This is a genomic window from Desulforhabdus amnigena (assembly GCF_027925305.1).
Taxonomy (GTDB): Bacteria; Desulfobacterota; Syntrophobacteria; order Syntrophobacterales; family Syntrophobacteraceae; genus Desulforhabdus; species Desulforhabdus amnigena.
This window is the reverse complement of the sequence record NZ_BSDR01000001.1, coordinates 424,992-451,247: the sequence shown is the minus strand read 5'-3', so window position 1 is coordinate 451,247 and position 26,256 is coordinate 424,992. Positions and strand designations below refer to the sequence as shown.

Genomic DNA, 26,256 nt, shown 5'->3' with positions numbered 1-26,256 from the left:
AGGGAAAACCATGCAAGAAGCCAGGTTCTATGAAAAGCTTGATAACGAGAAGGTTCGGTGCCATCTGTGTGCCCATGAATGCGTGATTGGACCCGGAAAACGCGGCATCTGTATGGTCCGGGAAAACCAGCAGGGAATACTCTATTCGCTGGTCTACGGAAAGCTCATCTCTCATCAGATAGATCCTATTGAGAAAAAGCCGCTCTTTCACTTCCTGCCCGGAAGCCGGGCCTATTCCATTGCAACCGTCGGCTGTAATTTTCAGTGTCTTCACTGCCAGAATTACGAAATTTCTCAGTATCCGCGCCTATACGATAAGAAGATTATCGGGGAAGACACAACGCCTGAAGAGCTCGTCGCCAAAGTTCGTGTCAGCCGCTCTGCCAGTATCGCCTACACCTACACGGAACCGACTATTTTTTCCGAGTTCGCCTACGATACGGCGGTTCTCGCCCGGCAGGAGGGCATTCGCAATGTTTTTGTGTCCAACGGATTCATGACCGAAGCATCCGCAAAAGCCATGGCCAAAGTCCTGGACGCCGACAACATCGATCTCAAAGGCTTTTCCGATGATTTTTACCGAAACATCTGTAAGGCAAAGCTGCAGCCCGTGTTGGATACCATCGTTCGGATGAAGGAGCTGGGAGTATGGATAGAAATAACGACCCTGGTCATTCCAGGCTTGAACGACTCTGAAAATGAATTGAAGGCCATTGCCAAGTTCATCAAGAGCATCGGACCGGATATTCCCTGGCACGTTTCAGCGTTTTACCCTACCTACAAGTTGCTGGATCGCCCACGCACCCCGGCATCCACGCTGCAGCATGCCCGGGAGATCGGCCTGGAAGTGGGGCTCCGCTATGTCTACACGGGCAATATCCCTGGCGATGAAGGAGAAAACACATATTGCTACGCATGTGGAGAACTCCTCATTGAACGTGCGGGATTCACTGTACGCGCCAATCATCTCAGGGAGGGAACCTGCCCCAAATGCGCCGCCAGGATCGATGGAATCTGGAAATGAGGTGGCTCTTAGATTTCACGGCTGACGACTTGACCGAATGCTCTTCACTCATACTTTGCATTCTTCGGGGTCACAACGGGAGGCATGGTCGTAGTGAAGGGCTTCTTCACCTACGCCCAGTTCAAGCACCTGGGTCTGTTTGCTCCCATACCTGTAAATCGTAATCCCTTTCAGCCCCATCTCCCATGCTTGGCGATAAGCTTCGGCCACAAGGGAGGGGGCAGTGTCATGAGGCAGATTGATGGTCTTGGAGACGGAATTGTCCACATGGCGCTGAAAAGCCGCCTGTATGCGAAGATGTTGCTCGAAGGGGATTTCAAGGCTCGTCACAAAAAGTCGCTTGATTTCCCCGGGTATTCCATCAACATCTTTCAGGCCGCCCCGCTCCAGGATTTCTGGTATGATTTTATTTGTATCCAAGCCGTAGCGAGCCAGATATTCAAGCAAAAGAGGATTGAGTTCGTAGAGGGTCTGACCGTCGAGCACATGGGATCGTTTGTAGGCCAGAGCAAACAAGGGCTCGATGCCAGCGCTTGTCCCGGCGATGATGCTGATCGTACCCGTGGGAGCAATGGCCGTGCGCGTGGCATTTCGCAGCTGGATTCCACGATCCTCGTAAACACTGCCTTTCCAGTTGGGAAAGACGCCGCGCTCTGCCGCAAGCTCTTGAGAAATGGCCAAAGACTCTTCATCGATGAAACGCATGATGTTTTCGGCCACGGTAACGGCTTCGGGAGAAGCGTAGGAAACACCGAGGCGGATGAGCAATTCGGCAAAACCCATCAGCCCCAGGCCGACCTTCCGGTTACTTTTCGTCATCCGTTCAATTTCAGGGATGGGATAGCGGCCGGCTTCAATGACATCGTCCAGGAAACGTATCGCCTTGCGGACAGTAGCCCTGAGTTTTTGCCAGTCCACAGAGGGATGTCCCTGGCGTTCATGAATCATTCTTGAAAGATTGATGGATCCGAGGTTACACGATTCGTAAGGGAGCAGCGGAATTTCCCCGCAGGGATTGGTTGCTTCGATCTCACCCACTCGAGGCGTAGGGTTGGATCGGTTGATCGTATCGAGAAAAAGTAGACCGGGGTCACCGGTTCGCCAGGCTGCGTGCACGATGGTATCGAAAACCGCATTGGCTCGAAGCCTGCCCACGCATTTTCCCGTCCGGGGATGGATCAGTTCATAATCTGAATCCTGCTCCAAAGCCTTCATGAAGGTGTCCGTCGCTCCGACGGATATGTTGAAGTTTTGCAGTGTGACCCCATCGAGTTTTGCCGTGATGAACTCCATGATGTCCGGGTGATCCACCCGCAGGACACCCATGTTGGCACCGCGCCGCTTCCCTCCCTGCTTGATGTTTTCCGTGGCGCAGTCGAAGATTTTCATGAATGAGACGGGGCCGGAAGCTTCGCCGGAAGTGGAAGCCACGAGGTCACCTTTGGGCCTCAGTCGGGAAAAAGAAAAGCCGGTTCCTCCGCCGGTCCGCTGGACTAGGGCCATTTGCTTGACAGCTTCGAAAATGCCTTCCATCGAATCTTCCACGGGCAGGACAAAACAGGCACTCAGTTGGCCGAGCGGTTTGCCGGCATTCATGAGGGTGGGGCTGTTGGGAAGGAAGTCGAGAGACGTCATGAGTTCCAGATACTCGCGCCTCCAATGATCGATTTGTTGGGGGGATACCCACATCGCTTCCCCTTGAGCGATACAACCGGCAACCAGATGAAAAAGTTCCTCCGGAGTCTCGATGATGCGCCGCTCCGCGTCGCGTTTCAAATAACGCGCTTCCAGTACTTTGAGAGCATTCTTTGAAAGTTTGATTTCCAACATGGTCTGCAAGCTCACCTCATTTCAATTGTCAGGGTGAAGTGTACAGTATTCATTTCGAATTGCGGCAATTTTCTTCAAAACGTTGAAAAAGATCTGCGGGTATGGCATAGGTAAATTTCTACCCCCTGAATTCATTTGCCCATTTTTCCCACAATGGTGAGAACACGGTGTCAGACGAACAAGTGAAGCATAAAAAACTCTTTTGGCCCCGGTTTCTTCCTTGCGGAGAAACCGCCGTCAGCGTGGAACTTGGGGATACGATCGATCTCGAAACCAATCGGAAGGTCCACGCATTGTTTCACAAACTGTCAGAAGCCGCTCTTCCAGGCGTTATTTCATTCAATCCGACCTATCGATCCCTCTTCATTCAGTACGATCCCTGGGAATGCTCTTTCGAACAGCTCATCCTCGATATCGAGAAGTTCATGGATGAAAAGGAAGATCACCAGGATCGAAAGGTCACCGTTGAAATTCCAGTTTGTTACGGCAAAGAATACGGGCCGGATATCGAGGATGTCGCATCCTTTCACGACAAGAGTGTTGATGACGTGATCGCTCTACACTCGACTCCTCTTTACCACGTTTTCATGATAGGATTCACTCCAGGATTCGCCTACCTTGGCGGCCTCGATCCGGGGCTTTTCACTCCGCGCAAAACGACTCCGAGAATACGTGTTCCAGCCGGAAGCGTCGGCATTGCCGATCAGCAGACGGGCATCTACTCCATTGAAAGCCCGGGCGGGTGGCAACTGATCGGGAAGACCCCTTTAAAGCTCTTTGACCCCCAACGCACTCCCCCATTTCTGCTGGAAGCGGGTATGTCCATACGATTCAGGCCCATAAGCGAAGATGAATACACCAACTATTGAGATCATTCGTCCGGGGCCTCTTGCCACCATTCAGGACAGGGGGCGCCTAGGCTATCAGCACATGGGAGTGCCCGTTTCGGGGGCCATGGATCTTTGTGCTATGAGGATCGGTAACGCTCTGGTGGGAAACGACCAGTACGAAGCGTGCATCGAGATCACACTCGGAGGACTTGAAGCGGTCTTCCTGAAGAAGACGCTTTTCGCAGTAACTGGCCCCAATGAAAAGGCGACATTGAATGATTTTACGATTCCTTCCTGGACAGCCATGTATGCCGCCAAAGGGGACCGGCTCATATTGGAACGTTCTGCAACGGGAGGCAGAGACTATCTCTTTCTTGAAGGTGGGGTAGATGTGCCTGTCGTTCTCGGAAGCAAATCCACCTATCTGAGAGGCCGATTCGGAGGAATGAACGGAAGACCTTTGCGGAAGGGAGATATTTTGCATACGGGAAAACCAGGGGGCAAGATCGTCCGGAATCATCCGTGGAGTCTCATTCCCCCCTATTCCCAACAACTCATTCTGCGAGTGGTATTGGGGCCTCAGGATGACTGTATCACTGAGGAAGGCCTCAACGCTTTTACCTCCGGGATCTACCGCCTCACCGACCGTGCGGATCGCATGGGGTGTGCTCTGAAAGGACCCAGGATAACCCATCAAAAGGGCCCCGATATCATCTCCGACGGCATTGCCCTTGGAGCGGTACAGGTACCGGGAAGCGGCCAACCGATGATTCTTCTTGCAGATCGGCCCACCACAGGCGGTTACGTCAAGATCGCAACGGTCATCTCCCAGGATATCTCTCTCATTGCCCAGGCAGCACCGGGAGCGGAGGTGCGTTTTTCGCCCATCCCCCTTCTGAAAGCCCGGGAGATCTATCTCAAAAAAGAATACGCTCTGCGAAGATTTATTCTGCAGGGAGAACCCCTGTAACAGCCAAGGCAAACCGGGACGGAGACATTCATGGTGTCCATTGACATCAATTGCGACATGGGAGAGAGCTTCGGCTCCTATGTGATCGGGGAGGATGAGAAGGTCATTCCATTCATCACGTCGGCGAACATCGCCTGCGGGTATCACGCCGGAGATCCCCTGGTCATGGCCAAGACCGTTTACCTGGCCAAAGAACATCACGTGGGAATCGGAGCTCATCCAGGATACCCGGACCTTCTGGGTTACGGGAGGCGCGCTCTTCAGACGTTTCCCGGGGAAATCAAGAACTACCTGCTTTATCAGATGGGAGCCCTCAGAGCATTTGCAGAAGCTGCCGGGGCAAGACTTCGGCATGTCAAGCCCCATGGTGCACTCTACAATCTTATCGCCCACAACGAAGCTGCCGCCATGGAAGCCGTTGAAGCGGTAAAGGCTTTTGATCCCGATTTGTTTTTCTTCATTCTTTCCGGGTCCCTGTGCGCTGAAATGGCAGAGGCGTTCGGCCTTCGGGTCGTGCAGGAAGTTTTCCCGGACCGGGGCTACCTGAGCGACGGACAGCTGGCTCCCCGCGGCATGGAAAGAGCCGTCATTCATGACGCATCCGCCGTGCGCACAAGAGTGATAAAACTGGTGGCGGAAGGCCGCATAACATCCATAGAGGGACAGGAAATCGAAATCAAGGCGGATACCCTCTGTGTTCATGGAGACACTCCAGGGGCATGGAAGCTGGCCAGGGTAATCCGTCAAGCCATGGAAGAAACGGGTATCGAAGTGACCGCTCCAGGAAAACAAGAAAACAAGTGAAGGTTGAAAGGGATGGAAAAACAATCCCTCTCCGTCCCTGGAAAAAAGATGAATGGATCATCCGGATGGGTTTTTCCGTGCGATTAAACCTGGTCCAGAACATAAGCAAAAATCAAGGGCGCCACTATGGTGGCATCCGATTCAATGATGAATTTGGGAGTGGCTACATCCAGTTTCTCCCAGGTGATCTTTTCATTGGGCACGGCGCCGGAGTAGGAACCATAGCTCGTGGTTGAATCGCTGATTTGACAGAAGTAACTCCATAAGGGCACATTCTGTTTCAGTTCCTGCCTCAAAACGGGCACCACGGAGATGGGAAAATCTCCAGCAATCCCTCCACCAATTTGGAAGAACCCTATGGGATGTCCTTTTGAAACCTCCTGATACCACTTCGCCAGGTGCATCATGTATTCCATTCCCGTTTTTACGGTATGCACATTCTGAATATGACCGCGCATACAGTGGGAAGCATAGATATTTCCCAATGTTGAATCCTCCCATCCGGGTACGAAGATGGCCAGGTTCCTCTCCGAAGCGGCAAGCATCCAGCTCTCTTTTTCATCAATTTCATAGTGATTCCGAAGTGTTCCACTTCGGAGCATACGATAGAAAAACTCGTGAGGAAAACAGCGTTCCCCTTTTTGGTCGGCTTCCACCCAAAGATCCAGGACGACCTTTTCAATGCGTTTGATGGCTTCTTCTTCGGGAATACATGTATCCGTCACACGGTTCAGTTTGCGTTCCAGCAGCTTTTTTTCGTCTTGCGGCGAAAGTTCCCGGTAATTGGGAACACGGATATAATGATTATGAGCAACGAGATTGAAAATATCCTCCTCCAGGTTCGCCCCCGTGCAGCAAATGGCATGCACCTTATCACGGCGAATCATCTCAGCCAGAGACAGCCCCAGCTCCGCAGTGCTCATAGCTCCTGCCATGGCCAAAAACATGAACCCGTTATCATCAAGAAGATCTCTGTAGGCTTGCGCAGCATCTACCAGGGCAGCGGCATTGAAATGCCTGAAATGATGTCGAATGAAGGATGAGACACCGCCTTTTCCCATGAACCACCACCTTTCTATCCCACTTTTGGCAACAACCGAACTTGAACGGCAGGGGGAGAATTCTTAAAATAACAACAATGGGGTAGAATCCTTTCAGGTATTTATACTGTGAACGGTTGAAATCTTGACTTCTGCAGGATGATCAAAAGTCATAATTTTATCCGTGCAGAGTATATGTTGAGGAAACGGATATCATGATAAATTCGAGAAAACCATCTGATGGAATACCCCGAAAATTCATCGTAAGTGCAGTTGTAGTCTCCTTTCTGATTTTGATGTTTATGATTTTTACCCAGCCGGCGAGAGGAGAAAACATGTCCGAAGAACCGCGTACAGACACCATCAAGCTTCCAGACCCTCAGTACAATAGCAAAATATCGGTGGAGAGCGCAATCCTTGCCAGAAGATCTATCCGGAATTACAGGCTGGAGCCTTTGGATCTTTCAGATATTTCACAGCTTCTTTGGGCGGCTCAGGGGATCACCGATCCCGGAGGATACCGGGCAGCCCCTTCTGCGGGAGCGCTTTATCCCCTTGAAATATATGCCCTTGTCGGAAATGCGACTCACCTTTCCGCAGGCATCTACAAATACCGGCCTGCAAGGCACGAGCTCCAGAAGAAAGGGAGTGAAGACCGAAGAGACGCCCTCTGTCAGGCGGCTCTCAGCCAGGACCCCATCAGGAAAGCTCCCGTTGTTCTGGTCATCTGCGGAGTCTATGAACGCACGACTTCAAAATACGGGGAACGTGGAATCAGGTATGTATATATGGAGGCCGGCCACGCCGCTCAAAACGCCTTGCTGCAGGCCGTTTCGCTGAACCTGGGAGCGGTGGTCATCGGCGCCTTCCGTGACGAAACTGTGGCCCAAGTAGTCGGTTGCGAGAAAGGCGAATCCCCTCTCTATATTATTCCCGTCGGGAAATAATCCATATTTTTTCGCAGCATGTGGCGCAATTTGAGATTCGTGGAATGCTCTGCCCCCCCAAACTGTGAAGGAGTAAAATCATGACAGCAGGTGAGATCTGTATTCGGGAAGTCGCCATCGCCACCAGGAAAGAAACTCTCATGGAAGCGAGTAAACGCATGCGTGAATATCATGTGGGCAATCTGGTCGTCGTCGAAGAAAAGGAGGGGGAGCGGATTCCCATTGGCATTCTGACGGACCGGGATATCGTCGTTGGAGTCATGGCCAATGCTCCAGATTACATTGGATCGCTCACTGTCGAAGACGTGATGACGCCGGAGCCTGTGACGGCACTGGAAAACGACGACATTGCCGAAGTTTTAAAAAAGATGCGCTCCCGCGGTTTTCGCCGCATCCCGGTGGTCAACGCCAAAGGCGGGCTTGAAGGGATTCTTACCCTCGATGATGTGCTGGAACAAATCTGGGAACAGCTCACGGATATGGTCACAATCATTTCCCGAGAACAAAATCTTGAAAAAGAGAGACGAGCCTGAAGAAACCGGAAAAAGTAAGGGCATAACCTTCTTATGACCCCTTCCTTTCCTTGGACAGTTCACCGCCATGACCCGGAAAGACACAACGATACATGGAAATCGGTGAAGGGGTGAGCCGGCCCGCCTGTCCACCGGCTCACCCCTTCACCGGTCCAAAGGTTTTTCATATAGATTCAAGGGCACGAAATGCGGGATTGGAACGTTCTCATCACGGTTCATGAAAAAGCATACGGTCGAGTCCGCAATTTATTGAATGAATTTGGACCGATCCAACGCACCGAGTTTTTCAACGTACTCATCATGCGGTGTTCTTATGTTGATGAAATGCTCACAAGATTGAGTGAAAAAATCGCCGCAGATCCATCAATCCTCACGCACCTGGCACGTCTCATTCCTGTGACCGATATTTTCAGCTTTCAAACACCGGAAGAATTTCAAGCGAAAGCCAAAGAAATCGCTTTGAGCTTCGTGGAGAAACTGCAGGGAAAGAGTTTTCATGTCAGGATGCACCGGCGGGGCTTCAAGGGCAAAATTTCAACGGTCGAGGAAGAAAGGATGCTCAACGAAGCCATCCTGAAATCCCTGGAAGAGCTGGGAACACCGGGTCACCTGAATTTCGAAGACCCGGATGCCATTTTGGCGGTCGAAACCCTGGGACAGCAAGCCGGATTTTCCATCTGGACCCGGGAAGAACTCAATAAATACCCTTTTTTGAAATTGACCTGATCCCTCCGCTGGAGTTCAAAGCCTCCCAAATCCCGATGCTCCTGGAAACCTCCCGGGAAATGGTGGCGGATCAGGAAGGGTAGACCATCCGACGGTGTTCTTTCATCGTTTCGAGGTGCTGCTCCCAAGATGAATATGAATATGGATCTGGTTCATCTCGTAAATCTTTCGTAATGCCATAAGAATGTTGACACTTCGGCCTGAAATGATACATCATATTCCAGTCCTCGACAGAAGATTTCAAACCATATTTTCCATTTTGATGTCTTTCAAACATAGAGGGGATGATATGACCGTTACAGCAAAAGACGTAATGGATACCACCTTCCTGACCCTCCACCCCAAGATGTCTGTTACGGAAGTCGTCAAGGTTTTCAAGAAAGCCAGTGAAGAACAAAAGTCCAAGAGTTTTGGACTTCTGGTGACCACCGACCAGGGGGAGCTCGTGGGAATGGTTTCCATGTTCGATGTCCTGCTTCTCATGCGCCCCAAGCATATTCATATCTGGGGTGAAATGAACGACATGGACGTAACGGGATTTTTGGACGAAACCTGCCGCCGAGCCAAGTCCATCCTGGTCGAAGACATCATGACCACCGATCTCATCTCCATCACACCCGACACTCATCTGCTCTTCATCGTAGACATCATGATCCGCAAGCACCTGCGCCGCCTCCCTGTTTTAGAAAATGGAAAAGTTGTTGGGATTGTTTATATTTCCAAGGTCTTCTACCATCTCATGGAACGTCCCAGCTGCATGACTTAACCTTTTAGCTTTTTGGTGAGTACTATGCCCATCGTCGAGAGGAAGAGCGTTTTGAGTGGGCTGACGGTCCTCGATGCCATGCGCAGGATTGCCGCCCAGTTACCTAAAGATGCGCCCATCGAAGAGGCAGCCAAAACTGTCATCAAGTTTCGAGTCAATTCCCTGCTCATTACAGACGAAAAGCATGAGCCCGTTGGGGTTGTGTCCAAAACCAACATCATGGGGGGATATTACGCAGGTATCCCCATCGAAACCCCTCTGGAAGCCATCATGATGCCCTCTCCCCTGTTCTGCGAGCCGGGGGATACCCTGGAATCCGCTCTCGACCTCATGAGAACCCACAACGTCCACCGCCTCTTTGTAAAGGAAAGCGCTCCTGACCAAGTTGTAGGTGTTTTGGCGTATTACGATATCTGTGGTCTGCTTTACAGATATTGTCACAAGTGCGAAAGGAATATCCTGCGCACCAGGGAAGCGGACTCCGAAGGGTTCCTTGCCGAGCCTTTTCATGTATATGAAGTGATGACCCCATCCGTCTTTGTAAACCATGAAAACGAAAGCTTGATGGAGGTGATGGAGGGGCTCGAGGCCAACAATGTGGGAGCGGTCCTCATTATCGACGAAAACGGACTTCCCGCCGGGGTGGTTTCCAAAACGGATCTCATCATTGCGTACAAACATGGGATTTCCGCCGAGGTGCCCGCCAAAACGATCATGAGCACTCCCGTACGATCTTGCGATGAGAGAGAGCACCTGGTTTTAGCCATTCAGAGGATGATTTTCGCCGATGTTCAGCGTCTTTTCGTTCACAAAGAAGATCCCGGGAAAATAGTGGGAGTGCTTTCCCTTTCGGATGCGGCTCGAACCCGGTCGGGTTCCTGCCGGGCCTGCATCAGTAGTCGCATCGAGGTGGAAAACGCTCCTGATTGATCACCGCTTTCAGCCGGTTCAATCTTTGGATAATCTCCTCCCTTCGCGGAAGAAGGAAAATTGGTAAGCTCCCACCTGTCGCGCTCGCTTCGAGGTATCAACAAAGTACGAGCAGATGTGGCTTTTCGATACCTCGGGGCAAACTTTCATTCCCAGCATCCCTGCCGGTTTCCAACATCTTCCCAAATGGAACCCTTTTCCGCAGTTCCACGTCCCCCGTAATACTTATGCATGCCTTAGCTCCAATGTTCTATTTAACTCCCATGCCGGAACGGTCACAACGAAAAATGAAAAAAGGCAATAAGATATAAGGCATAAGGAAAGCGGAAAACACTCTTGAAAAACGATGTCGTTATAAGCCATGAGCCTTTTTTATATAAATTCTATAGAGAGGGAATCCAACAAACGGATTCGGCCCCGCAATACATTGCGGTTGGAAAAGACTTCATAATGAGATAACATATAATGCCTTTACTTATTAAGTGTTTGGATTTTTAACAAAAATGGTGATAACGATGTCATTTCGCGGTTTGAAAAGCTTCCTTTCCCTGATCGCATTCGTTTTTTTTGCCACGCTTACGATTCTCTTATGGCAAGCCCAAAACCAGCACGAACGCCAGGTGCTCATGCACTTGACGGAGACCACGGCAGAGCAATTACGAATACGCATCGAAGGATTTGTCAATGCTCGCATCGCATCTCTCGAACTCCTGGCGGACAGGTGGGTGGAACGGCAACCTCCCGACTTCAGCCAGCAGCGTTTTCTTACTTTCAGTAACGCCTTGTTCAGGCACTACCCGGGATTTACGGCCATCAATTGGATCGATCCTGAAGGCTATATTCGCTGGGTGTTTCCCAAAGAAGAAAATGCAGAAAAGCAGGGGAAAAACATCTCGGCCTATGGAAATGCCGCCTATATTGCCACGATTGAGAGAGCCAGAAACGAACTGCAGTATGCTTTGACCCCTTGCATGGAGCTTTTTGAGGGTGGAACGGGATTTGAGATTTTAGTGCCTCTTGTGCACGATGGTAGAATTCAGGGATATATCGATGGAGTGTTTCAGCTGAAAAGACTGTTGGATGTTGCTGTATCCAGAGAGATTTTTTCAGCGTTTGATCTGGTCATCTCCGAGGGAGGGCACATCATCTATCCATCCATGGATAAATGTGATCCGGCCTCCCCCGACTATGATATGAAGATTCCCCGGATTGTGAAGCAGGTGAATTTAGGGGGAAAAATTTGGAACATTCAATTGGCGCCGACCGCTACCCTCTACACTCCTTCCCTGGTGCCAAACTTTCCCTTTTTGGCTTTCGGACTGGCCCTCTCCGCAGGGCTTGCTATTCTCCTTCACCTGCTTCTCCACCGCATGGAACTGTACAGAGAATCCAGAGATACTGCCCTTTATGAGATCAAGGAAAGGAAAAAAGTCGAAGAAGCTCTCCGGGAAAATGAGAAGAAACTCAAGGAAACTCTGGACGAACTGAGTGCCGCAAATGTAGAAATGGAATCCTTCGTTTATACGGTTTCACACGACCTGAAGACCCCCATCGTCACCATTGAAGGGTTTATCGGAGCATTGAGGGAGGATTTCGGCCAGGTACTGGCGGGGGATGCAGACAAATACCTCAAGTACATGAGTGATGCCGCGCTGAAGATGGAATCCCTCATCAACGACCTCCTGAACCTCTCCCGAATAGGTCGCGTCACGGAAAAGAAAACAGTTTTTCCTTTTGGCACGGTTGTCAAGGGGGCAATCAAATTATTACAACCTCAGATCGATGCCCGGGGCATTGAAGTCCATGTGCAGGAAGATCTTCCCGAGGTATTCGGCGAGAAAAAACGCATCACGCAAGTGGTCGACAACTTCCTGTCCAATGCGGTGAAATACATCGGCAAGGACAACCCTTCCCCTCGCATCGATGTGGGATGCAACGAGGAAAACGGGCAGAAAGTCTTTTATTTCCGCGACAACGGCATCGGCATCGAAGAAATGTATTTCAATAAAATATTTCAAATATTTCAAAGGCTTCCAGCAGCAAAACGTGCTGGGGACGGGACCGGTATGGGGCTCACAATCGTCAAAAGAATTATAGAATACCACGGAGGCAGAATCTGGCTTTCTTCGGAGCCAGGGAAGGGAACAACTTTCTTTTTCACTCTCAAGGATAAGGATGTTTAACGATGGGCTGTGACCCCACTCACATTTTAATCGTAGAAGATGAGGAAGCTCATGCCGAGCTCACCAAGCGGGCCATACGCAAAGCCGGCCACGCAAACAGGATCGATATTTTGAACGACGGGGAGCAGGCACTCGACTACCTGTTCAACCGTGGAATTTACAGCGACCGTGAAAAGTATCCCTGCCCCGCTCTGATCCTGCTCGACATCAATCTCCCCGGTATAGACGGCATAGAGGTACTGAAAAGGATCAAGGAAGATCCCAGGCTAAAGCCGATCCCCGTCATCATGCTCACCACTTCCAAACGTGAAGAAGACATTGCGGCATCCTACGGACATTACGCCAACAGCTACCTGACCAAGCCCGTAGGGTTCAAGGAATTCGAAGAAAAAGTCATGCAGATCGACTTCTACTGGATGAACCTCAACGAACCCCCCACCACCTCCGAAGATTAGTCCGCTCGTACGGCAATCAGAGTTATCAGAAGGATGATGAGATTGGAAGAACCACTGACGATAGTCATTATCGAAGATGAAGAACCCCATTTTCAGCTCATGAAACGGGCGATCCTCAAAGAATTTCCCGGCTCCTCCGTCCAGCACTTCGAAGAGGCGAGTTCCTGCTTTCAAGAAATAGAAGTATTGCATCCTGATGTCATCATGGTGGACTATCTCATGCCCGGTATGAACGGCATCGAATTTCTGGAAGCTCTCCAAGCTGGAGGAAAAGACATTCCCGTAATCATGATCACGGGGCAGGGGGACGAGGGCATCGCCGTCAAAGCCATGAAGCTCGGCGCTTCCGATTACCTGGTCAAGTCCTCCGATTTCTTTTCCCTTGTTCCCAGAATCATTGAAAAGGTGATGCGGGAAAGGGAACTCAAGAATTCCCTCCGCGAAACGGAAAAACGTTTTAGAGACCTGGCTGAAAGCACTTCCGACTGGATTTGGGAAGTGGATATGGAGGGGAAATACACCTATTCCAATCCCATGGTCCAAAAAATCACAGGTTACACCTCCGAGGAGATCCTTCAGAAACATTTTTATGATCTGTTTTCCCAAAAGGAAAAAGAAGCTCAGCGACGACTAGCCTTTCAAGTGATGCGTGAAGGAAAACCCCTTACAAGTTTCGTCAATCGCGTCGTTCACAAGGAGGGCCGCGAACTCATTCTGGAAACCAGTGGTGTTCCCATTTTCGGCAGTTCCGGTGAACTGAAAGGATACCGGGGCATTGACCGCGATATCACGCGAAGAAAGAAAACGGAGGAGGCCCTCAGAGAGAGCGAAGAAAGATTCAGGAATATTTATGAAGCCTCCCCCATCGGCATTGAACTCTACGACGCATCGGGAGATCTCATCGATCTCAATGAAGCCAGTTTGAAGATATTCGGCATTTCCGACCCGCCCCAGCTTCAGAAGGTCAATCTTTTTGAAGATCCCAATCTTCCAGCCGGATTGGTGAAGACACTGCAAGAAGGCAAGAGCGTTCGATATGAAATCCCTTTCGACTTCGACAAGATCAAGGAGATGAACTTCTTTGAGTCCAGTAAGTCGGGAATCATCCATATCGACGTTCTCATCACCCCCATGCACGAAGGGGACCATATCAGCGAATATCTGGTTCAGATTCAGGATATTACGCACAGGAAGCGCGCAGAGGAAGCCCTCAAAATTTCCCACCGCTTTCTGGAAATTGCCAATAAAAACCTGCAAATGTCCGTTATGTTGAAGGAATTTGTGCACGAACTGAGACACTACACGGGGTGCTCCGCAGCCGGAATCCGTATTTTGAATCAAGACGGCAGCATCCCATATCAAGCATACGATGGGTTCAGTCCCGGATTTTTCGAGGAGGAAAATCTTCTTTCGATTCACTCGCATCGATGCATGTGCACTACGGTCATCCAGGGCAAGACCGAACCTCATCTTCCTCATTACACCCCGGGCGGTTCCCTTTACATTAATGGCACGACCCGTTTTCTGTCCGGCCTGACGGAAGAAGAAAGAAAATTCACCCGTAACAAATGCAATGAATTCGGCTATGAATCTGTTGTGCTCATCCCTATACGCATGGAAAACTCTATCCTTGGACTGATTCACATCGCCGATCATCGAGAAAACGTCATCCCCTTTGAAATGGTGGAAGTCCTGGAAGGGGTGGCCATGGGACTGGGAACGGCGATTCAGCGTGTGCGCACCAGGGACGAACTGAGAAAGGCTCATGACGAACTCGAACTACGCGTGCAGGCGAGAACCCGGGAACTGGCCCACACCAATCAACTGCTCATAGAAGAGATCGAAGAACGCAAAAAAGTGGAAGAAGCTCTTCGTCAAAGTTCTGAGAAACTCAAGCTCTTTGCTTATTCCGTCATGCACGACTTGAAAAGTCCGGCCATTGGCATTCATGGACTGACGAAGCTTCTTCAGAAGCATTACGCTCATAAACTGGATGAAAGGGGCAAACATTACTGTGAACAAATCCTCAAGGCGGCTGAGCTCAATTCAGCCCTTGTGGAAAAAATAAATATCTACATCGCCAGCAAGGAAGCCCCCCTGCAGATAGAGAAGTTCTATTTCAAGGAATTTCTCAAGATGATCCGGGAAGAATTCACCGAACGACTGGCGGATCGCCACATTTTGTGGATTGAACCTGACAGGGACATAGAAGTCATGGTGGATCGATTGTCTTTCTTACGTGTTTTCAGAAATTTCATCGATAATGCAATGAAATACGGTGGAAAAGAACTTTCTGAAATTCAAATCGGCTATGAAGAATCTCAAGACTTCCACACCTTTTCAGTGCGGGACAATGGGGTGGGAATAAGGAAGGAAGATTGCGAGAAGATCTTTGGCTTGTTCAAGAGACACAGCAGTTCCAAGGGAGTAGCGGGGACCGGTTTGGGGTTGAGCATCGTCAGGGAAATCGCTGAACGGCATGGCGGAAAAGTGTGGGCGGAACCGGGGCCTGAAGCGGGCACTACATTTTACATTTCCATCCCCAAAGTCAATCCGGGCAATTCTTTCCAGCCCACCCCATGAGAATTGCGGATAAGCGCAACTCCATGCTCGACAAATCATTTTTTTCCGATAATATACAATGTTGGTTATTTCACAACGATCTCATTGAGTCCGAAACAGTACACCCAAAGGAGCTAAAGATGCCCGAATTCAAGTACCAAGATCCATTTCCCCTCGGAAAAGACGAAACCAAGTACAATCTGCTGACAAAAGACTATGTTTCGGTCACCACTTTTGATGGCAAGGAGATACTCAAAGTCGATCCTGAAGGGCTTACCTATCTTGCCAACAACGCCATGCGCAACGTCTCTTTCATGCTGCGCCCGGCGCATCTCGAAAAAGTCGCCGCTATCCTGGAAGATCCCGAATCTTCGGCCAACGACCGCGGTGTAGCCATAGCCATGCTGCGAAATGCCGAAGTGGCCGCCAAGGGCGTGCTGCCACTTTGCCAGGATACAGGAACGGCAACCATCGTCGGCAAAAAGGGACAGCAGGTCTGGACGGGCGTGAAGGACGAAGAATACCTTTCCAAGGGAGTCTATAAGACATATACCGAAGAAAACCTGCGTTACTCCCAAACGATTCCCCTCACCATGTATGAAGAGAAAAATTCCGGCACCAATCTCCCCGCACAGATCGACCTCTATGCAACGGATGGTATGGAATACAAATTCCTCTTCGTAGCCAAAGGCGGCGGTTCCGCCAACAAGACCTACCTTTACCAGGAAACCAAAGCGCTTCTAAATCCCGCGAGCCTGGAAAAGTTTCTCGTGGAAAAGATGAAGACCCTCGGTACGGCCGCCTGCCCTCCGTACCACCTGGCTTTCGTTATCGGTGGAACTTCCGCTGAAGCCTGCCTCAAGACGGTAAAGTACGCTTCTACCGGTTACCTGGACGCGCTGCCGACCCAGGGCAATGAAGGCGGCCAGGCCTTCCGTGACCTGGAAATGGAAGAAAAAATGCTCAAGGCCGCTCAAAAGTGCGGATTCGGCGCTCAGTTCGGCGGAAAGCATTTCGCTCTGGACGTTCGCGTCATCCGCCTGCCGCGCCACGGCGCATCCTGTCCCGTCGGAATGGGCGTCTCCTGTTCCGCCGACAGAAATGTCAAAGCCAAAATCAACAAGGACGGGATCTGGCTGGAAGAACTGGAAGCCAATCCCGGCCGTTTCATACCTGAAAAGTACCGCGGAAAACATGAACACGGCGTGGTGAAAATCGATCTCAACCGCCCCATGAAAGAGATCCTTGCCGAACTCACCAAGTACCCCGTGACCACTCAGCTTTCCCTCACCGGCACCATCATCGTCGGCCGTGACATCGCCCACGCGAAACTCAAGGAACGCATCGACAAGGGTGAAGGGCTTCCTCAGTACATCAAGGATCATCCCATTTATTATGCAGGCCCGGCCAAGACCCCCAAGGGCATGCCCTCCGGTTCTTTCGGTCCCACTACTGCGGGACGTATGGATTCCTACGTGGATCTGTTCCAATCCCACGGCGGTTCACTCATCATGATCGCCAAGGGCAACCGCAGCCAGCAGGTAACCGATGCATGCAAGAAGCACGGCGGCTTCTACCTGGGCTCCATCGGCGGCCCCGCTGCTCTGCTGGCCCAGGAAAACATCAAGAAAGTCGAAGTCCTTGAATACCCGGAACTGGGTATGGAAGCCATCTGGAAGATCGAAGTGGTTGATTTCCCCGCTTTCATCCTGGTGGACGACAAGGGCAACGACTTCTTCCAGCAGCTTACCTGCTAGGAGCAAAACGCTCATCTCCTGGAGCGTGTTTCAAAAGAGTATCTCGACCCGTTCCCCCCGCGAAAGCGTATAGATGTCGGGTTGAGTTAAGAACCTGATCAGAAGTTATTTAAAATTCTTGGTGGATACCGGCCTTTCGCCGGTATGACGGTATGAGAATATTAAGAAACTTTTGTCCGGAAGATTAACTCAAAATTGTCAGATTTCATCTAAACCACAGAGACACGGAGAACACAGAGATTTCATTCGGAAGGTCTTTCTCCGTGCCCTCTGTGTCTCCGTGGTTAATGTGACAATATCGCATTCTGCTTTCCTCGACGGCTCATTGCGTCTTCGCCTTCTCCTTTGCCTCTACGACGCAATACAACCCCTCGCCCGCCATGGCCGGTTTGAAGCACTGATTGTCCGAAAGACACGTGGACTTGCGTGTATCTCCGGATCTCCAGCGGTTGACAAGACCCGGTTCGCGGATAAGGGGTCTTGAGAGTGAAATATAGTCCGCCAAACCCTCTTCCACCAACTTGTCGGCCACATGGTAGGAACGAATGCCCCCAACCAGAATGAGGGGAACCCGGATCTTTTCCTTGAAGAGCCTGGCCTCTTCCCGGTAATAGACCTCTTTCTCCTCCGTCTCCAGCTTTCCCATTCGCACAGGACTGAGGCGGGGACCGGAATGAATCGTTCCTCCACTCATTTCGATGGCGTCAATTCCTGCCTTTTCAAGCATGGAAGCCACCTGTACCATTTCCAGGGAACTGAAGCCTCCCTCCAGGAAATCCTGAGCATTCATCTTGACAAGAACCGGAAACTCACTCCCGACTGCACCTCTGATGCGTTCATAGACTGCGAGCAGGAACCTGGCTCGGTTTTCGATGCTCCCACCGTATTCGTCCTGTCTTTTATTGTAAAAGGGCGATAGAAACTGGCTGAGAAGGTATCCATGAGCAGCATGAATCTGGACGCCGTCGAAACCGGCTCTTTTCGCTCGAGCCGCTCCCTGTCCAAATGCTTCGACGATCCCGCCTATTTCCTTGGGGTTCGCCTTCCGGCAAACCTGCCCCTTCTCCCCATCCACACTTGAAGGTCCCAGGGGGGTGAGCCCTGTCAGAGCTTCGGCTGCCTGGCATCCTGCATGAGCAAGCTGCATGACGATCTTTCCACCGGCCTTGTGAACCGCATCAGTCAAGGAGATCAATCCGGGAATGAGGGTATCGTCGTAAACACCCAACTGGCCCGGCCCTGCCTGTCCCTCTCTGCTTACATACGTGTGCCCGGAAACGATCAAACCGACTCCGCCCTCCACAAGCCGCACCATGAAGTCTGTGAGCTTTTGAGTCGAAGAACCGTCTTTGCCCGCCATTCCTTCCCACGTGGCAGACCGAACAAACCTGTTATTCAAACTCAAATTTTTTAATTTCATGCTATCGAAGAGTTTGGACATCTTTTCCTCCTGAAGATTAAAATTTCCGCATCTTTCCGGTCCAGTTCTTCCTCTCTTATTCCTACAATGCGATCTAAACCTTTGAATGTATCTTTGCAGCCATTTTCTTTATCGATATACTTCCGAAAGCTTCCTTCACCACACCAGAATAACCATTGATGTTCATGAGCACCATTTTTTCTTGTGCACAATATTCGAGAAAGATTTACCATATGTATAAATTTGCCTGATATTCGACCTCCCCCATCAACGGGTTGTCGATCACTTTCTAATTACCATCTGCTGATCCTGGAGGAATTACCTTGATAGTGAGTGGAGATGTCAACAGAGAACTCAAAAAGAGGGCTGCCGCCAAAGCGGTCGAACTCATAAAACCCGGCATGGTTGTTGGAATCGGGCACGGCTCCACGGCGATAGAAGCAGTGTATTGCCTGGCATCGCTTTTCGAGACGGGAAAAATTCGAGATATCGTTGTCGTACCCTGCTCCAATCACATGGTGGAAGAAACCAGAAAATTGGGAATTCCCATGAGCACACTTGAGGAACACCCCGTCGTCGATCTCACCATAGACGGAGCCGACGAAGTGGATCCTCAGTTGAACCTGATCAAGGGCGGGGGGGGAGCCTTTCTGCACGAGAAGATCCTGGCGGAAGCCAGTCGACGTGAAATCATCATTGTTGATGAGACGAAGCTTTCTCCCATCTTGGGAACACGCTGGGCGGTTCCGGTAGAAGTCATCTCCTTCGGATGGCGATCTCAGGCGGAATACCTGCAAACGCTGGGAGCGACCGTAAAGTTGCGCCAGGACAGTTCCTGCAATCCCATCAAAACGGATCAGGGGAATTTGATTTTGGATTGCAGATTCGGCCCCATTGCAGACCCCGTCAGGTTGGCGGGTCAGATCAAGGGGCGCGCGGGAATCGTGGAACACGGGCTTTTCCTCGGTCTGGCATCGGAAGTCATTGTCGGTTGCAGGAGTGGAGTCTGCCACTTGAAGCGTTAGAATTCCGTCCGGCGCGGAGAGACTGCGGCAATTTTTCCACATGAGCTTGATTTTTCAGTAAACGATTATTCAGTCCTAACAGGAGTCAAACCGGAATGTCCTCCAGCAAACGAACAGCCTCGCGACAGCGTGCCATCATAAAAGCTTGCATTCTTCTGACGCTGGTTATCGTGGCCTTTGTCACGGCCCTGCATATCCCGCTAAAACACTACCTCACACTGGATGTGCTCGGAAGTTTGCTGGAAACTACCGGTTTCTGGGCCCCCATCGTTTTTATATTGATCTATACCGTTGGTGTCACCCTTTTTATTCCAGCGATAATTTTCACCGTACTAGGAACGGTTTTTTTCGGCATCTACTGGGGGTTTTTCTACGTGATGATGGGGTCCATGAGCGGTGCTAGTTTGAGTTTCTTCATCGCACGCCATCTAGGGAGGGGATTTGTTGAGGGCTGGATGGGAGACAGGCTGCGAAAATATGACGAGGCTATCGAAAAACACGGTTTTACCACGGTATTCTATCTGCGCCTTCTCTATTCGCCTTTCGCACCCGTCAATTTTGGAATGGGGCTCAGCAAGATAGGCTTTTGGGACTTCTTCTCAGGCACCGGGCTCGGGATTCTGGTGGAAACCTTTCTTTTCATCTCTTTGTTCGCAAGCCTGGAAGAAATCTGGAGTACCGGCAACTGGCACGAGCTGCTCTCGCTGAGGTTCCTGCCCTTCTTCGCCCTTTTCATTCTTTCATTTTTTATCCCAAGAATCATGAAAAAGCTCAACAATTGTAGATTCAAGTTCCCTGCTTAAAGGGGATGTAATTCTCAACATTCCCCTTGAATCCCCCTTCGAAGGGGGAATTTTCCGATATCCATCTTCTTAACTCGACGCCTGTTCCTTTTTTACCCCTTTAAGGAAAAACTTTAAGAAATTCCGGGCAGAATGATGACTTCTGCCGTGATATACGCTAAAAGCTCCCTATTTTCGGATCTGCGTAATCGATCATTTCCCCACTCCAGGCTCTGGGTGCATGAAGGGCAAGCCATGCCGCCGACCGTGCGGGCACCTCGGGTGGTTCCAGTCTGCCATCTTCCTTAAGCTTGAGAAAGTACGCGAACCGTTCACGAGACATCACCCGGCGGCCTTCCCTGCGGATAAGCGCCTGCATCTCGGTGTCGACAACACCGGGACGCAAGGCAATCGACGTCAGCTTCGGTTCCTCCACGGCCAAGACACGTGTAAAATGGGTGAGCCCCGCCTTGGAAACACAATAAGCGCTCCAACCTTCTATGGCTTGCAGGGCTGCTCCCGAACTGATGTTGATTACTCTCCCTTCCGTCTTTCTGAGATGAATAATCGCCGCATGCGTCAAGTAAAACGGCCCCATGAGATTGACCTCCATGTTATAGCGCCAGCGCGCCGGGTCGACCTCCGCAATGTTTTCCACAGGTTCCAGAATCCCCGCATTGTTCACAAGGGCATCCAGCCGACCAAAGGCCTTCACCGTATCGCGCACCACTTGCAGGCTCTGTTTCGCATCGGAAACATCGCCGGCATATGTCAGAACCTCTCTTCCCGCTTCCTTCCGTATTTCAAGAGCGGCTGTTTCCAAGGCTTCTTTCCCTCGCGCCACCAGCATCAGGTCAGCACCCGCTTTAGCCAGTTGCCGCGCCGTTTCCTTTCCCAGCCCACGGGAAGCTCCCGTCACAATGACTATTGGTTTTGTCATACTCTCATCCCTGTTTTGAAGGTTTTCAGGATATAACGTTCCGGCAAAAGCCCTACCCTTGTTGTCATCGGGAAACGACAACGCACTGTCTGAAATGGGTCAAGGACTTTCAATCTGCTGTACTGCTTACTTCATCAAACAATGATTAAAATGATTGTAGTCCATGCTGAAATACTGATAGGAATTATTTTTTTTCACACTGCTGTACGGTATATTCCCTTCAAAGAGGTTTGGCTCGTTGCAATAACAGTTTAGAAAAAAAGCTCATGGTTCTAGCTCATGGCTCATAATAATATGGCTTTTCAAGAACGTTTTCCGCTTTCCCTGTCGCTTTGCATCTCTTTGCCTTTTTCGTTTTTCTTTGCGACCGTTCCGGTCATGAGAGTCAGTGAAATCTCAGCGCAATGGAACAGGGCGGAGTCATTTAGAAATTACTTCAAAGTTCGCTCACTCCGTCACCCAGGTGAAAGCCAGGGTCCAGCCCTCTTGGGGAATGCCTGGATCCGGTTTTCACCGGAACGACGAGGATATTCGGACATTTTGAGGTAGTTTCTTATCCCCTGTCATGAGGGAGCACCAAATGACATATCGAGAAAAAATAAAAGAAGCCGAGGAGCAGCAATTTGCCCTCAGAAAGTTCGTCCTTCCCGAGTTTGTCTTCGGCCCCGGAGCCAGAAAGCTGGCGGGGCGGTACGCGCGCAATTTCGGGGCACGCAAAGCCCTGATCGTCACCGATCCAGGGGTTATGAAGGCCGGGTGGACGGAGGATGTCACAGTGAGCCTGGAAGCGGCGGAACTCTCTTATACTATCTACAGTCATGTCACTCCCAATCCGCGTTCGGAAGAGGTCAAGCTTGGAGCTCAAGTTTATCAGAGGGAGGGCTGCAATATTCTTATTGCTGTCGGAGGGGGGAGTCCCATCGACTGCGCCAAAGGGATCGGGATCGTCACCTCCAATCACAAGGATATCCTCGATTTTGTGGGAGTCGATCAGGTGCCGGTTCCCATGCCGCCTCTGATCTGCATTCCAACAACGGGAGGCAGTTCGGCGGATCTCTCGCAGTTTGCCATCATCAACAACGAGAAAGAAAAAATCAAGGTCGCTATCATCAGCAAGGCAGTCGTTCCCGATCTGGCTCTCATTGATCCCATCACCCTGCTGAGCATGCCGCCCTATCTTACGGCATGCACCTCCTTCGATGCCCTGACACACGCCATTGAAGCCTACGTTTCCATCGCACATTCCCCCATCACCGACCTCCATGCCCTGGAAGCCGTTCGCCTGATTTCCTCCAACCTTGAAGCTTCCCTTGGAAATCCGGAAGACATCGAACTGAGAACCCAAATGATGCTGGGAAGTGTTCAGGCGGGAATTGCCTTTTCCAATGCGAGCCTAGGAGCGACGCACGCTATGGCTCACAGTCTTGGGGGTTTGTTGGATGTAGCGCACGGGGAATGCAATGCGATTCTCCTGGAACATGTGGTCGCTTTCAATTTCGACGAGGTACCGATGCGGTATGAAAGAGTTGGCGAGGCGATGGGACTGGATTTAAAAGGAAAATCGATTGAGGGGAAAAAATCCGCAATCCTCTGTGAAATCAGGAGACTCCGCATCTCGGTCGGGATCGAGCGCACCTTACGGCAACTGGGAATGCAACAAAGCGACATCCCTCAACTGGCACAAAAGGCCATGAAGGATACCTGCATGGTGACCAATCCCCGCCGCCCAACCCAGAAAGACATCGAGGCAATCTATGGCGCAGCATTCTGACGACAATTGGGAAAACCTTCAGGCCAAAATCATGGGGCTTGGGGAGCATTCCCTTCGCAAGAGCCATTATCCCGAACTCCAGGAAAAGCTCAAGGAACTGGAGAGATTCAAGGCGTTGATCGATCAAGCCAATGATCTCATTTTTCTTCTGCAAGTCCCTGGAGGAGAGATTGCCGACGGCAACCAATCCGCCTGCAGGCAGTTGGGATTTTCACGGGAATCGCTACTCGCAAAAACCCTTCCGGACTTGCTTCCTCCCGAAACTGCGGCCTGGATGAGAAGCTACTTCTCGAACCTCGAAGAAAATGTGGGACGCAGGGAAATTCTCACCACGTCGCTGCGCAGAAAGAACGGTGAAACCTTTCCCGTCGAAATGACCCTTCACCTCGTTCCCTTTCATGATTCCGTTTATGCCGTCGTGGTCGTCCGGGATATCACCGAACGCAGCCAGGCTTTAGCGGCTCTCACGGTTTCCGAACAAAAATACCGAACCTTGGTGGAGAGTTCTTCGGATGCCATTCTCATGATGGATCCCCAGCGAAAAATTGTCTCATGCAACCGGGCTTTCCTGGATCTTTTTGGATATGAAGAAAATGAGGTACTGGGAAAATCCATTCGGATAGCTCACGTGTCGGATGAGAGCTTTCAGTCCTTGAGGCGCACAGCATTTCCCATAGTCCAAAATATGGGGTCCTTCAGGACGGAATGGCAACTCAAGCGCAAGGACGGTTCCATTTTCCCCGTCGAAGGATCCATTTCGGTCATCAAAAGCCCCGACGGTTCATTGAACGGTTACGTGGCCATCATTCGCGACGTGAGCGACAGAAAACGCGCCGAGGAAGAATTGAGAAAGCACCGCGATCACCTTGAGGAGATGGTAAGGGAACGCACTCAAGACCTGGAGAACGCTCAGAAGGCATTGCTTCAGAGAGAGAAGTTGAAGACCCTGGGAACCATATCGGCCACAGTGGCTCATGAAATCCGGAACCCCCTCATGTCCATCGGAGGCTTCGCAAAACGGCTTCAGAAGAAATTTCCCGGTATCCCAGAGGTTGAAATCATTCTGAAGGAATCCGAACGCCTGGAAAACCTGCTGAGCAGAATCACCACTTATCTCAAGCCCACTGAAATGGGGGCACAGGAATGCTACGTGAACACAGTCATTTTGGAATGCATCGACCTGCTCTCCCCCGAAATGGTTCAACAAAACGTCCAATGGGAAGTGAATCTACCTCAAGACATTCCCTCAGCCTATGTAGACCCATCCATTCTCTCACAGGTACTGATCCATTTAATGAAGAATGCGTTCAGCACCATGGACAAAACCAAGCCGATGGTCATCAGTGCATTTGAAAGCGATCAGAAAATTCGTATCGATTTGACCTATTCCAGTTGGGCGCCGGAGTGCCAAAAAGCAAAAATCTGTCTCCTTCCGGAGACGAACAAAGAAATCGAGATGGAAGGCCCCCCCTCTCCTTCAGAATGCTCGGAGAAATGGGAGGGACCCTATCCACAAGTCGGCAACAGCATTTGACCATTCATTCCATATCCCTTCTCAAGGCGCTGAAGCTCAGTTTCGATAGCACTTGCACCGGAAACATCGAGTCGCCTTAAAGAAAGTTGCCGCTTTCTTTTATGTGCAACTCAAGCATTCAATTTTGCGCCGAAGCTCGTTCCCACTGATATGGCTGCTTTGATGAGAGGGGAATCCAGGGGAACCAGGCGTTGTCTCCCCGCAACCTCTTCCAGGGGAACCGCTACCAGTTCATTTCCCTTCAAAGCGGCCATGTGATTGAATTGTTCCATAGCCACCAGCTCCATTGCTTTCACTGCAAACCGGGTTCCCAAAAGGCGGTCGCTCGGTGTGGGCGAACCTCCCCGTTGCACATGGCCCAGGATGGCAACCCGACATTCAATTCCCGTTTCCCGCTCCAACTCACCGGCAATGACGTGACTCACTCCACCCAGGCGAACCGGATCGGGGCTGTCGCTCACCATTCTCTTGATCGTCTGTGTTCCACCCACAGGCTTCGCCCCTTCAGCCACTGCGACGATACTGAAACGTCTGCCGAAATGACTCCGTTTCCGGATCACACTCGCTATCTCTTTCACTTCGTAGGGGATTTCAGGGATAAGTATGACATCGGCTCCGCCCGCAATCCCCGATTCCAAAGTCAACCAACCCGCGTTTCTGCCCATGATTTCCACCAGCAGCACTCGATGATGCGACTGGGCCGTAGTGTGAACGCGGTCGAGAGCCTCCGTAGCAATGGCGCGCGCAGAATCGAAGCCAAATGTGATATCCGTTCCTTCCAGATCCTTGTCGATGGTCTTGGGGAGGCCGACAATTTTGGCTCCCTTTTCGGCCATCATTTGCGCAATGGTCATGGTGCCATCCCCGCCCACGCAGATCAGTGCATCCAGTCCCAGGTCATTATAGAGTTCCATGCACTTGTCCGAAACATCGACTTTGACCTGCTTTCCACATTCCGTAACGGTATATTCAAATGGATTCGCCTTATTGTCCGATCCAAGGATCGTCCCTCCCTGAGTGAGAATTCCCGAAACCCCCTCAAAGGTCAGGAGGCTGAATCTTTTCTCGATGAGCCCCAGAAAACCGTCGTTGAAGCCGATCACGTCCATGCCGTGTTCAATGATGGCACACTTGGTGACTCCCCTGATAACAGCATTCAAACCCGGGCAATCCCCTCCCCCCGTCAGTATTCCTATTTTCTTCTTACTCATCTGATCCTCCCATCTCTTCTGGATATAGTCGTTAAGGGAGTTGGCGAATTCCGATATCCCGTTATTCACCACGGAGGCACGGAGAGTAAGGAGAAGATTTTGGAATTCCTCTGTGTCTCCGTGGTAAATGGGGATTTCAAGAGCGATTCACTCCCTAAATTCAAAAACCATGCTTTTCCTTCATTTACCCTTTGCACAAAAGATGAACACAAGATC

22 protein-coding genes are annotated in these 26,256 nt (G+C 50.8%); 17 read left to right on the top strand and 5 right to left on the bottom strand.

Annotated features, from left to right (window positions below):
• The first annotated feature begins 10 nt into the window (after window positions 1-10).
• A complete protein-coding gene (gene amrS, locus QMG16_RS02070; protein ID WP_281792004.1) occupies window positions 11-1,024 on the top strand; it encodes an AmmeMemoRadiSam system radical SAM enzyme in 1,014 nt (337 codons plus the stop codon).
• Between the two features lie 48 nt (window positions 1,025-1,072).
• Here the strand turns inward: amrS and QMG16_RS02065 are convergent, their stop codons facing one another.
• Window positions 1,073-2,854, bottom strand: coding sequence for an adenosylcobalamin-dependent ribonucleoside-diphosphate reductase (locus QMG16_RS02065; protein ID WP_281792003.1), 1,782 nt, complete (start codon window positions 2,852-2,854; stop codon window positions 1,073-1,075).
• A 167-nt stretch (window positions 2,855-3,021) separates the two neighbouring features.
• Here QMG16_RS02065 and pxpB point away from each other — a divergent pair, with 167 nt between their 5' ends.
• The 3 genes from pxpB to QMG16_RS02050 are packed head-to-tail and all read left to right on the top strand — an operon-like array spanning window position 3,022 to window position 5,458.
• Window positions 3,022-3,723, top strand: coding sequence for a 5-oxoprolinase subunit PxpB (gene pxpB / locus QMG16_RS02060; protein WP_281792002.1), 702 nt, complete (start codon window positions 3,022-3,024; stop codon window positions 3,721-3,723).
• The gene (locus tag QMG16_RS02055; protein WP_281792001.1) at window positions 3,704-4,654 is read left to right on the top strand and encodes a 5-oxoprolinase subunit C family protein; all 951 of its coding nucleotides are present in this window, start codon (window positions 3,704-3,706) and stop codon (window positions 4,652-4,654) included. The genes pxpB and QMG16_RS02055 overlap by 20 nt, the downstream gene beginning before the upstream one ends.
• Before the next feature lie 33 nt (window positions 4,655-4,687).
• A complete protein-coding gene (locus QMG16_RS02050) occupies window positions 4,688-5,458 on the top strand; it encodes a LamB/YcsF family protein (protein ID WP_373878704.1) in 771 nt (256 codons plus the stop codon).
• Window positions 5,459-5,541: 83 nt separating this feature from the next.
• On the opposite strand, the gene QMG16_RS02045 is transcribed toward QMG16_RS02050, so the two are convergent.
• A complete protein-coding gene (locus QMG16_RS02045; protein ID WP_281791999.1) occupies window positions 5,542-6,519 on the bottom strand; it encodes a deoxyhypusine synthase family protein in 978 nt (325 codons plus the stop codon).
• A 314-nt stretch (window positions 6,520-6,833) separates the two neighbouring features.
• Between QMG16_RS02045 and QMG16_RS02040 the strand changes: the two genes are divergently transcribed.
• From QMG16_RS02040 to QMG16_RS02000, 9 genes are all read left to right on the top strand, one after another.
• Window positions 6,834-7,445 (top strand): SagB/ThcOx family dehydrogenase, encoded by a 612-nt coding sequence (locus QMG16_RS02040; protein ID WP_281791998.1) that lies wholly within the window; start codon window positions 6,834-6,836, stop codon window positions 7,443-7,445.
• An 80-nt stretch (window positions 7,446-7,525) separates the two neighbouring features.
• Window positions 7,526-7,978, top strand: a complete 453-nt coding sequence (locus tag QMG16_RS02035) for a CBS domain-containing protein (protein ID WP_281791997.1) — start codon at window positions 7,526-7,528, stop codon at window positions 7,976-7,978.
• A 186-nt stretch (window positions 7,979-8,164) separates the two neighbouring features.
• Window positions 8,165-8,704 (top strand): THUMP domain-containing protein, encoded by a 540-nt coding sequence (locus QMG16_RS02030; RefSeq protein WP_281791996.1) that lies wholly within the window; start codon window positions 8,165-8,167, stop codon window positions 8,702-8,704.
• A gap of 289 nt (window positions 8,705-8,993) precedes the next feature.
• A complete protein-coding gene (locus QMG16_RS02025) occupies window positions 8,994-9,470 on the top strand; it encodes a CBS domain-containing protein (RefSeq protein ID WP_281791995.1) in 477 nt (158 codons plus the stop codon).
• Window positions 9,471-9,494: 24 nt separating this feature from the next.
• Window positions 9,495-10,400, top strand: coding sequence for a CBS domain-containing protein (locus QMG16_RS02020; RefSeq protein ID WP_281791994.1), 906 nt, complete (start codon window positions 9,495-9,497; stop codon window positions 10,398-10,400).
• A 515-nt stretch (window positions 10,401-10,915) separates the two neighbouring features.
• Entirely contained in the window at window positions 10,916-12,583 is a 1,668-nt protein-coding gene (locus tag QMG16_RS02015; protein ID WP_281791993.1) for a sensor histidine kinase, read from the top strand.
• 2 nt (window positions 12,584-12,585) lie between these two features.
• Complete coding sequence (locus QMG16_RS02010) at window positions 12,586-13,038, top strand: response regulator (RefSeq protein WP_281791992.1); 453 nt, start codon at window positions 12,586-12,588, stop codon at window positions 13,036-13,038.
• A gap of 42 nt (window positions 13,039-13,080) precedes the next feature.
• Window positions 13,081-15,621 (top strand): PAS domain S-box protein, encoded by a 2,541-nt coding sequence (locus QMG16_RS02005; RefSeq protein WP_281791991.1) that lies wholly within the window; start codon window positions 13,081-13,083, stop codon window positions 15,619-15,621.
• Between the two features lie 119 nt (window positions 15,622-15,740).
• Window positions 15,741-17,357: a fumarate hydratase gene (locus QMG16_RS02000; protein ID WP_281791990.1), complete on the top strand. Its 1,617-nt coding sequence runs from the start codon at window positions 15,741-15,743 to the stop codon at window positions 17,355-17,357.
• A 322-nt stretch (window positions 17,358-17,679) separates the two neighbouring features.
• Here the strand turns inward: QMG16_RS02000 and QMG16_RS01995 are convergent, their stop codons facing one another.
• Entirely contained in the window at window positions 17,680-18,798 is a 1,119-nt protein-coding gene (locus QMG16_RS01995; protein ID WP_281791989.1) for an NADH:flavin oxidoreductase, read from the bottom strand.
• A gap of 308 nt (window positions 18,799-19,106) precedes the next feature.
• Between QMG16_RS01995 and rpiA the strand changes: the two genes are divergently transcribed.
• Both rpiA and QMG16_RS01985 read left to right on the top strand, forming a co-directional pair.
• Complete coding sequence (gene rpiA, locus QMG16_RS01990; protein ID WP_281797022.1) at window positions 19,107-19,802, top strand: ribose-5-phosphate isomerase RpiA; 696 nt, start codon at window positions 19,107-19,109, stop codon at window positions 19,800-19,802.
• A 95-nt stretch (window positions 19,803-19,897) separates the two neighbouring features.
• Complete coding sequence (locus QMG16_RS01985; protein WP_281791988.1) at window positions 19,898-20,605, top strand: TVP38/TMEM64 family protein; 708 nt, start codon at window positions 19,898-19,900, stop codon at window positions 20,603-20,605.
• 157 nt (window positions 20,606-20,762) lie between these two features.
• Here QMG16_RS01985 and QMG16_RS01980 read toward each other — a convergent pair whose 3' ends face one another.
• On the bottom strand, window positions 20,763-21,524 hold the full coding sequence (locus QMG16_RS01980; RefSeq protein WP_281791987.1) for an SDR family NAD(P)-dependent oxidoreductase: 762 nt from the start codon (window positions 21,522-21,524) through the stop codon (window positions 20,763-20,765).
• 580 nt (window positions 21,525-22,104) lie between these two features.
• Here QMG16_RS01980 and ercA point away from each other — a divergent pair.
• Window positions 22,105-23,295 carry an alcohol dehydrogenase-like regulatory protein ErcA gene (gene ercA / locus QMG16_RS01975; protein WP_281791986.1) on the top strand — a complete coding sequence of 397 codons (1,191 nt, stop codon included), beginning with the start codon at window positions 22,105-22,107 and terminating at the stop codon, window positions 23,293-23,295.
• Window positions 23,279-24,829 (top strand): PAS domain S-box protein, encoded by a 1,551-nt coding sequence (locus tag QMG16_RS01970; RefSeq protein WP_281791985.1) that lies wholly within the window; start codon window positions 23,279-23,281, stop codon window positions 24,827-24,829. The genes ercA and QMG16_RS01970 overlap by 17 nt, the downstream gene beginning before the upstream one ends.
• Before the next feature lie 110 nt (window positions 24,830-24,939).
• On the opposite strand, the gene QMG16_RS01965 is transcribed toward QMG16_RS01970, so the two are convergent.
• The gene (locus tag QMG16_RS01965; protein ID WP_281791984.1) at window positions 24,940-26,040 is read right to left on the bottom strand and encodes a 6-phosphofructokinase; all 1,101 of its coding nucleotides are present in this window, start codon (window positions 26,038-26,040) and stop codon (window positions 24,940-24,942) included.
• Window positions 26,041-26,256 lie beyond the last annotated feature (216 nt).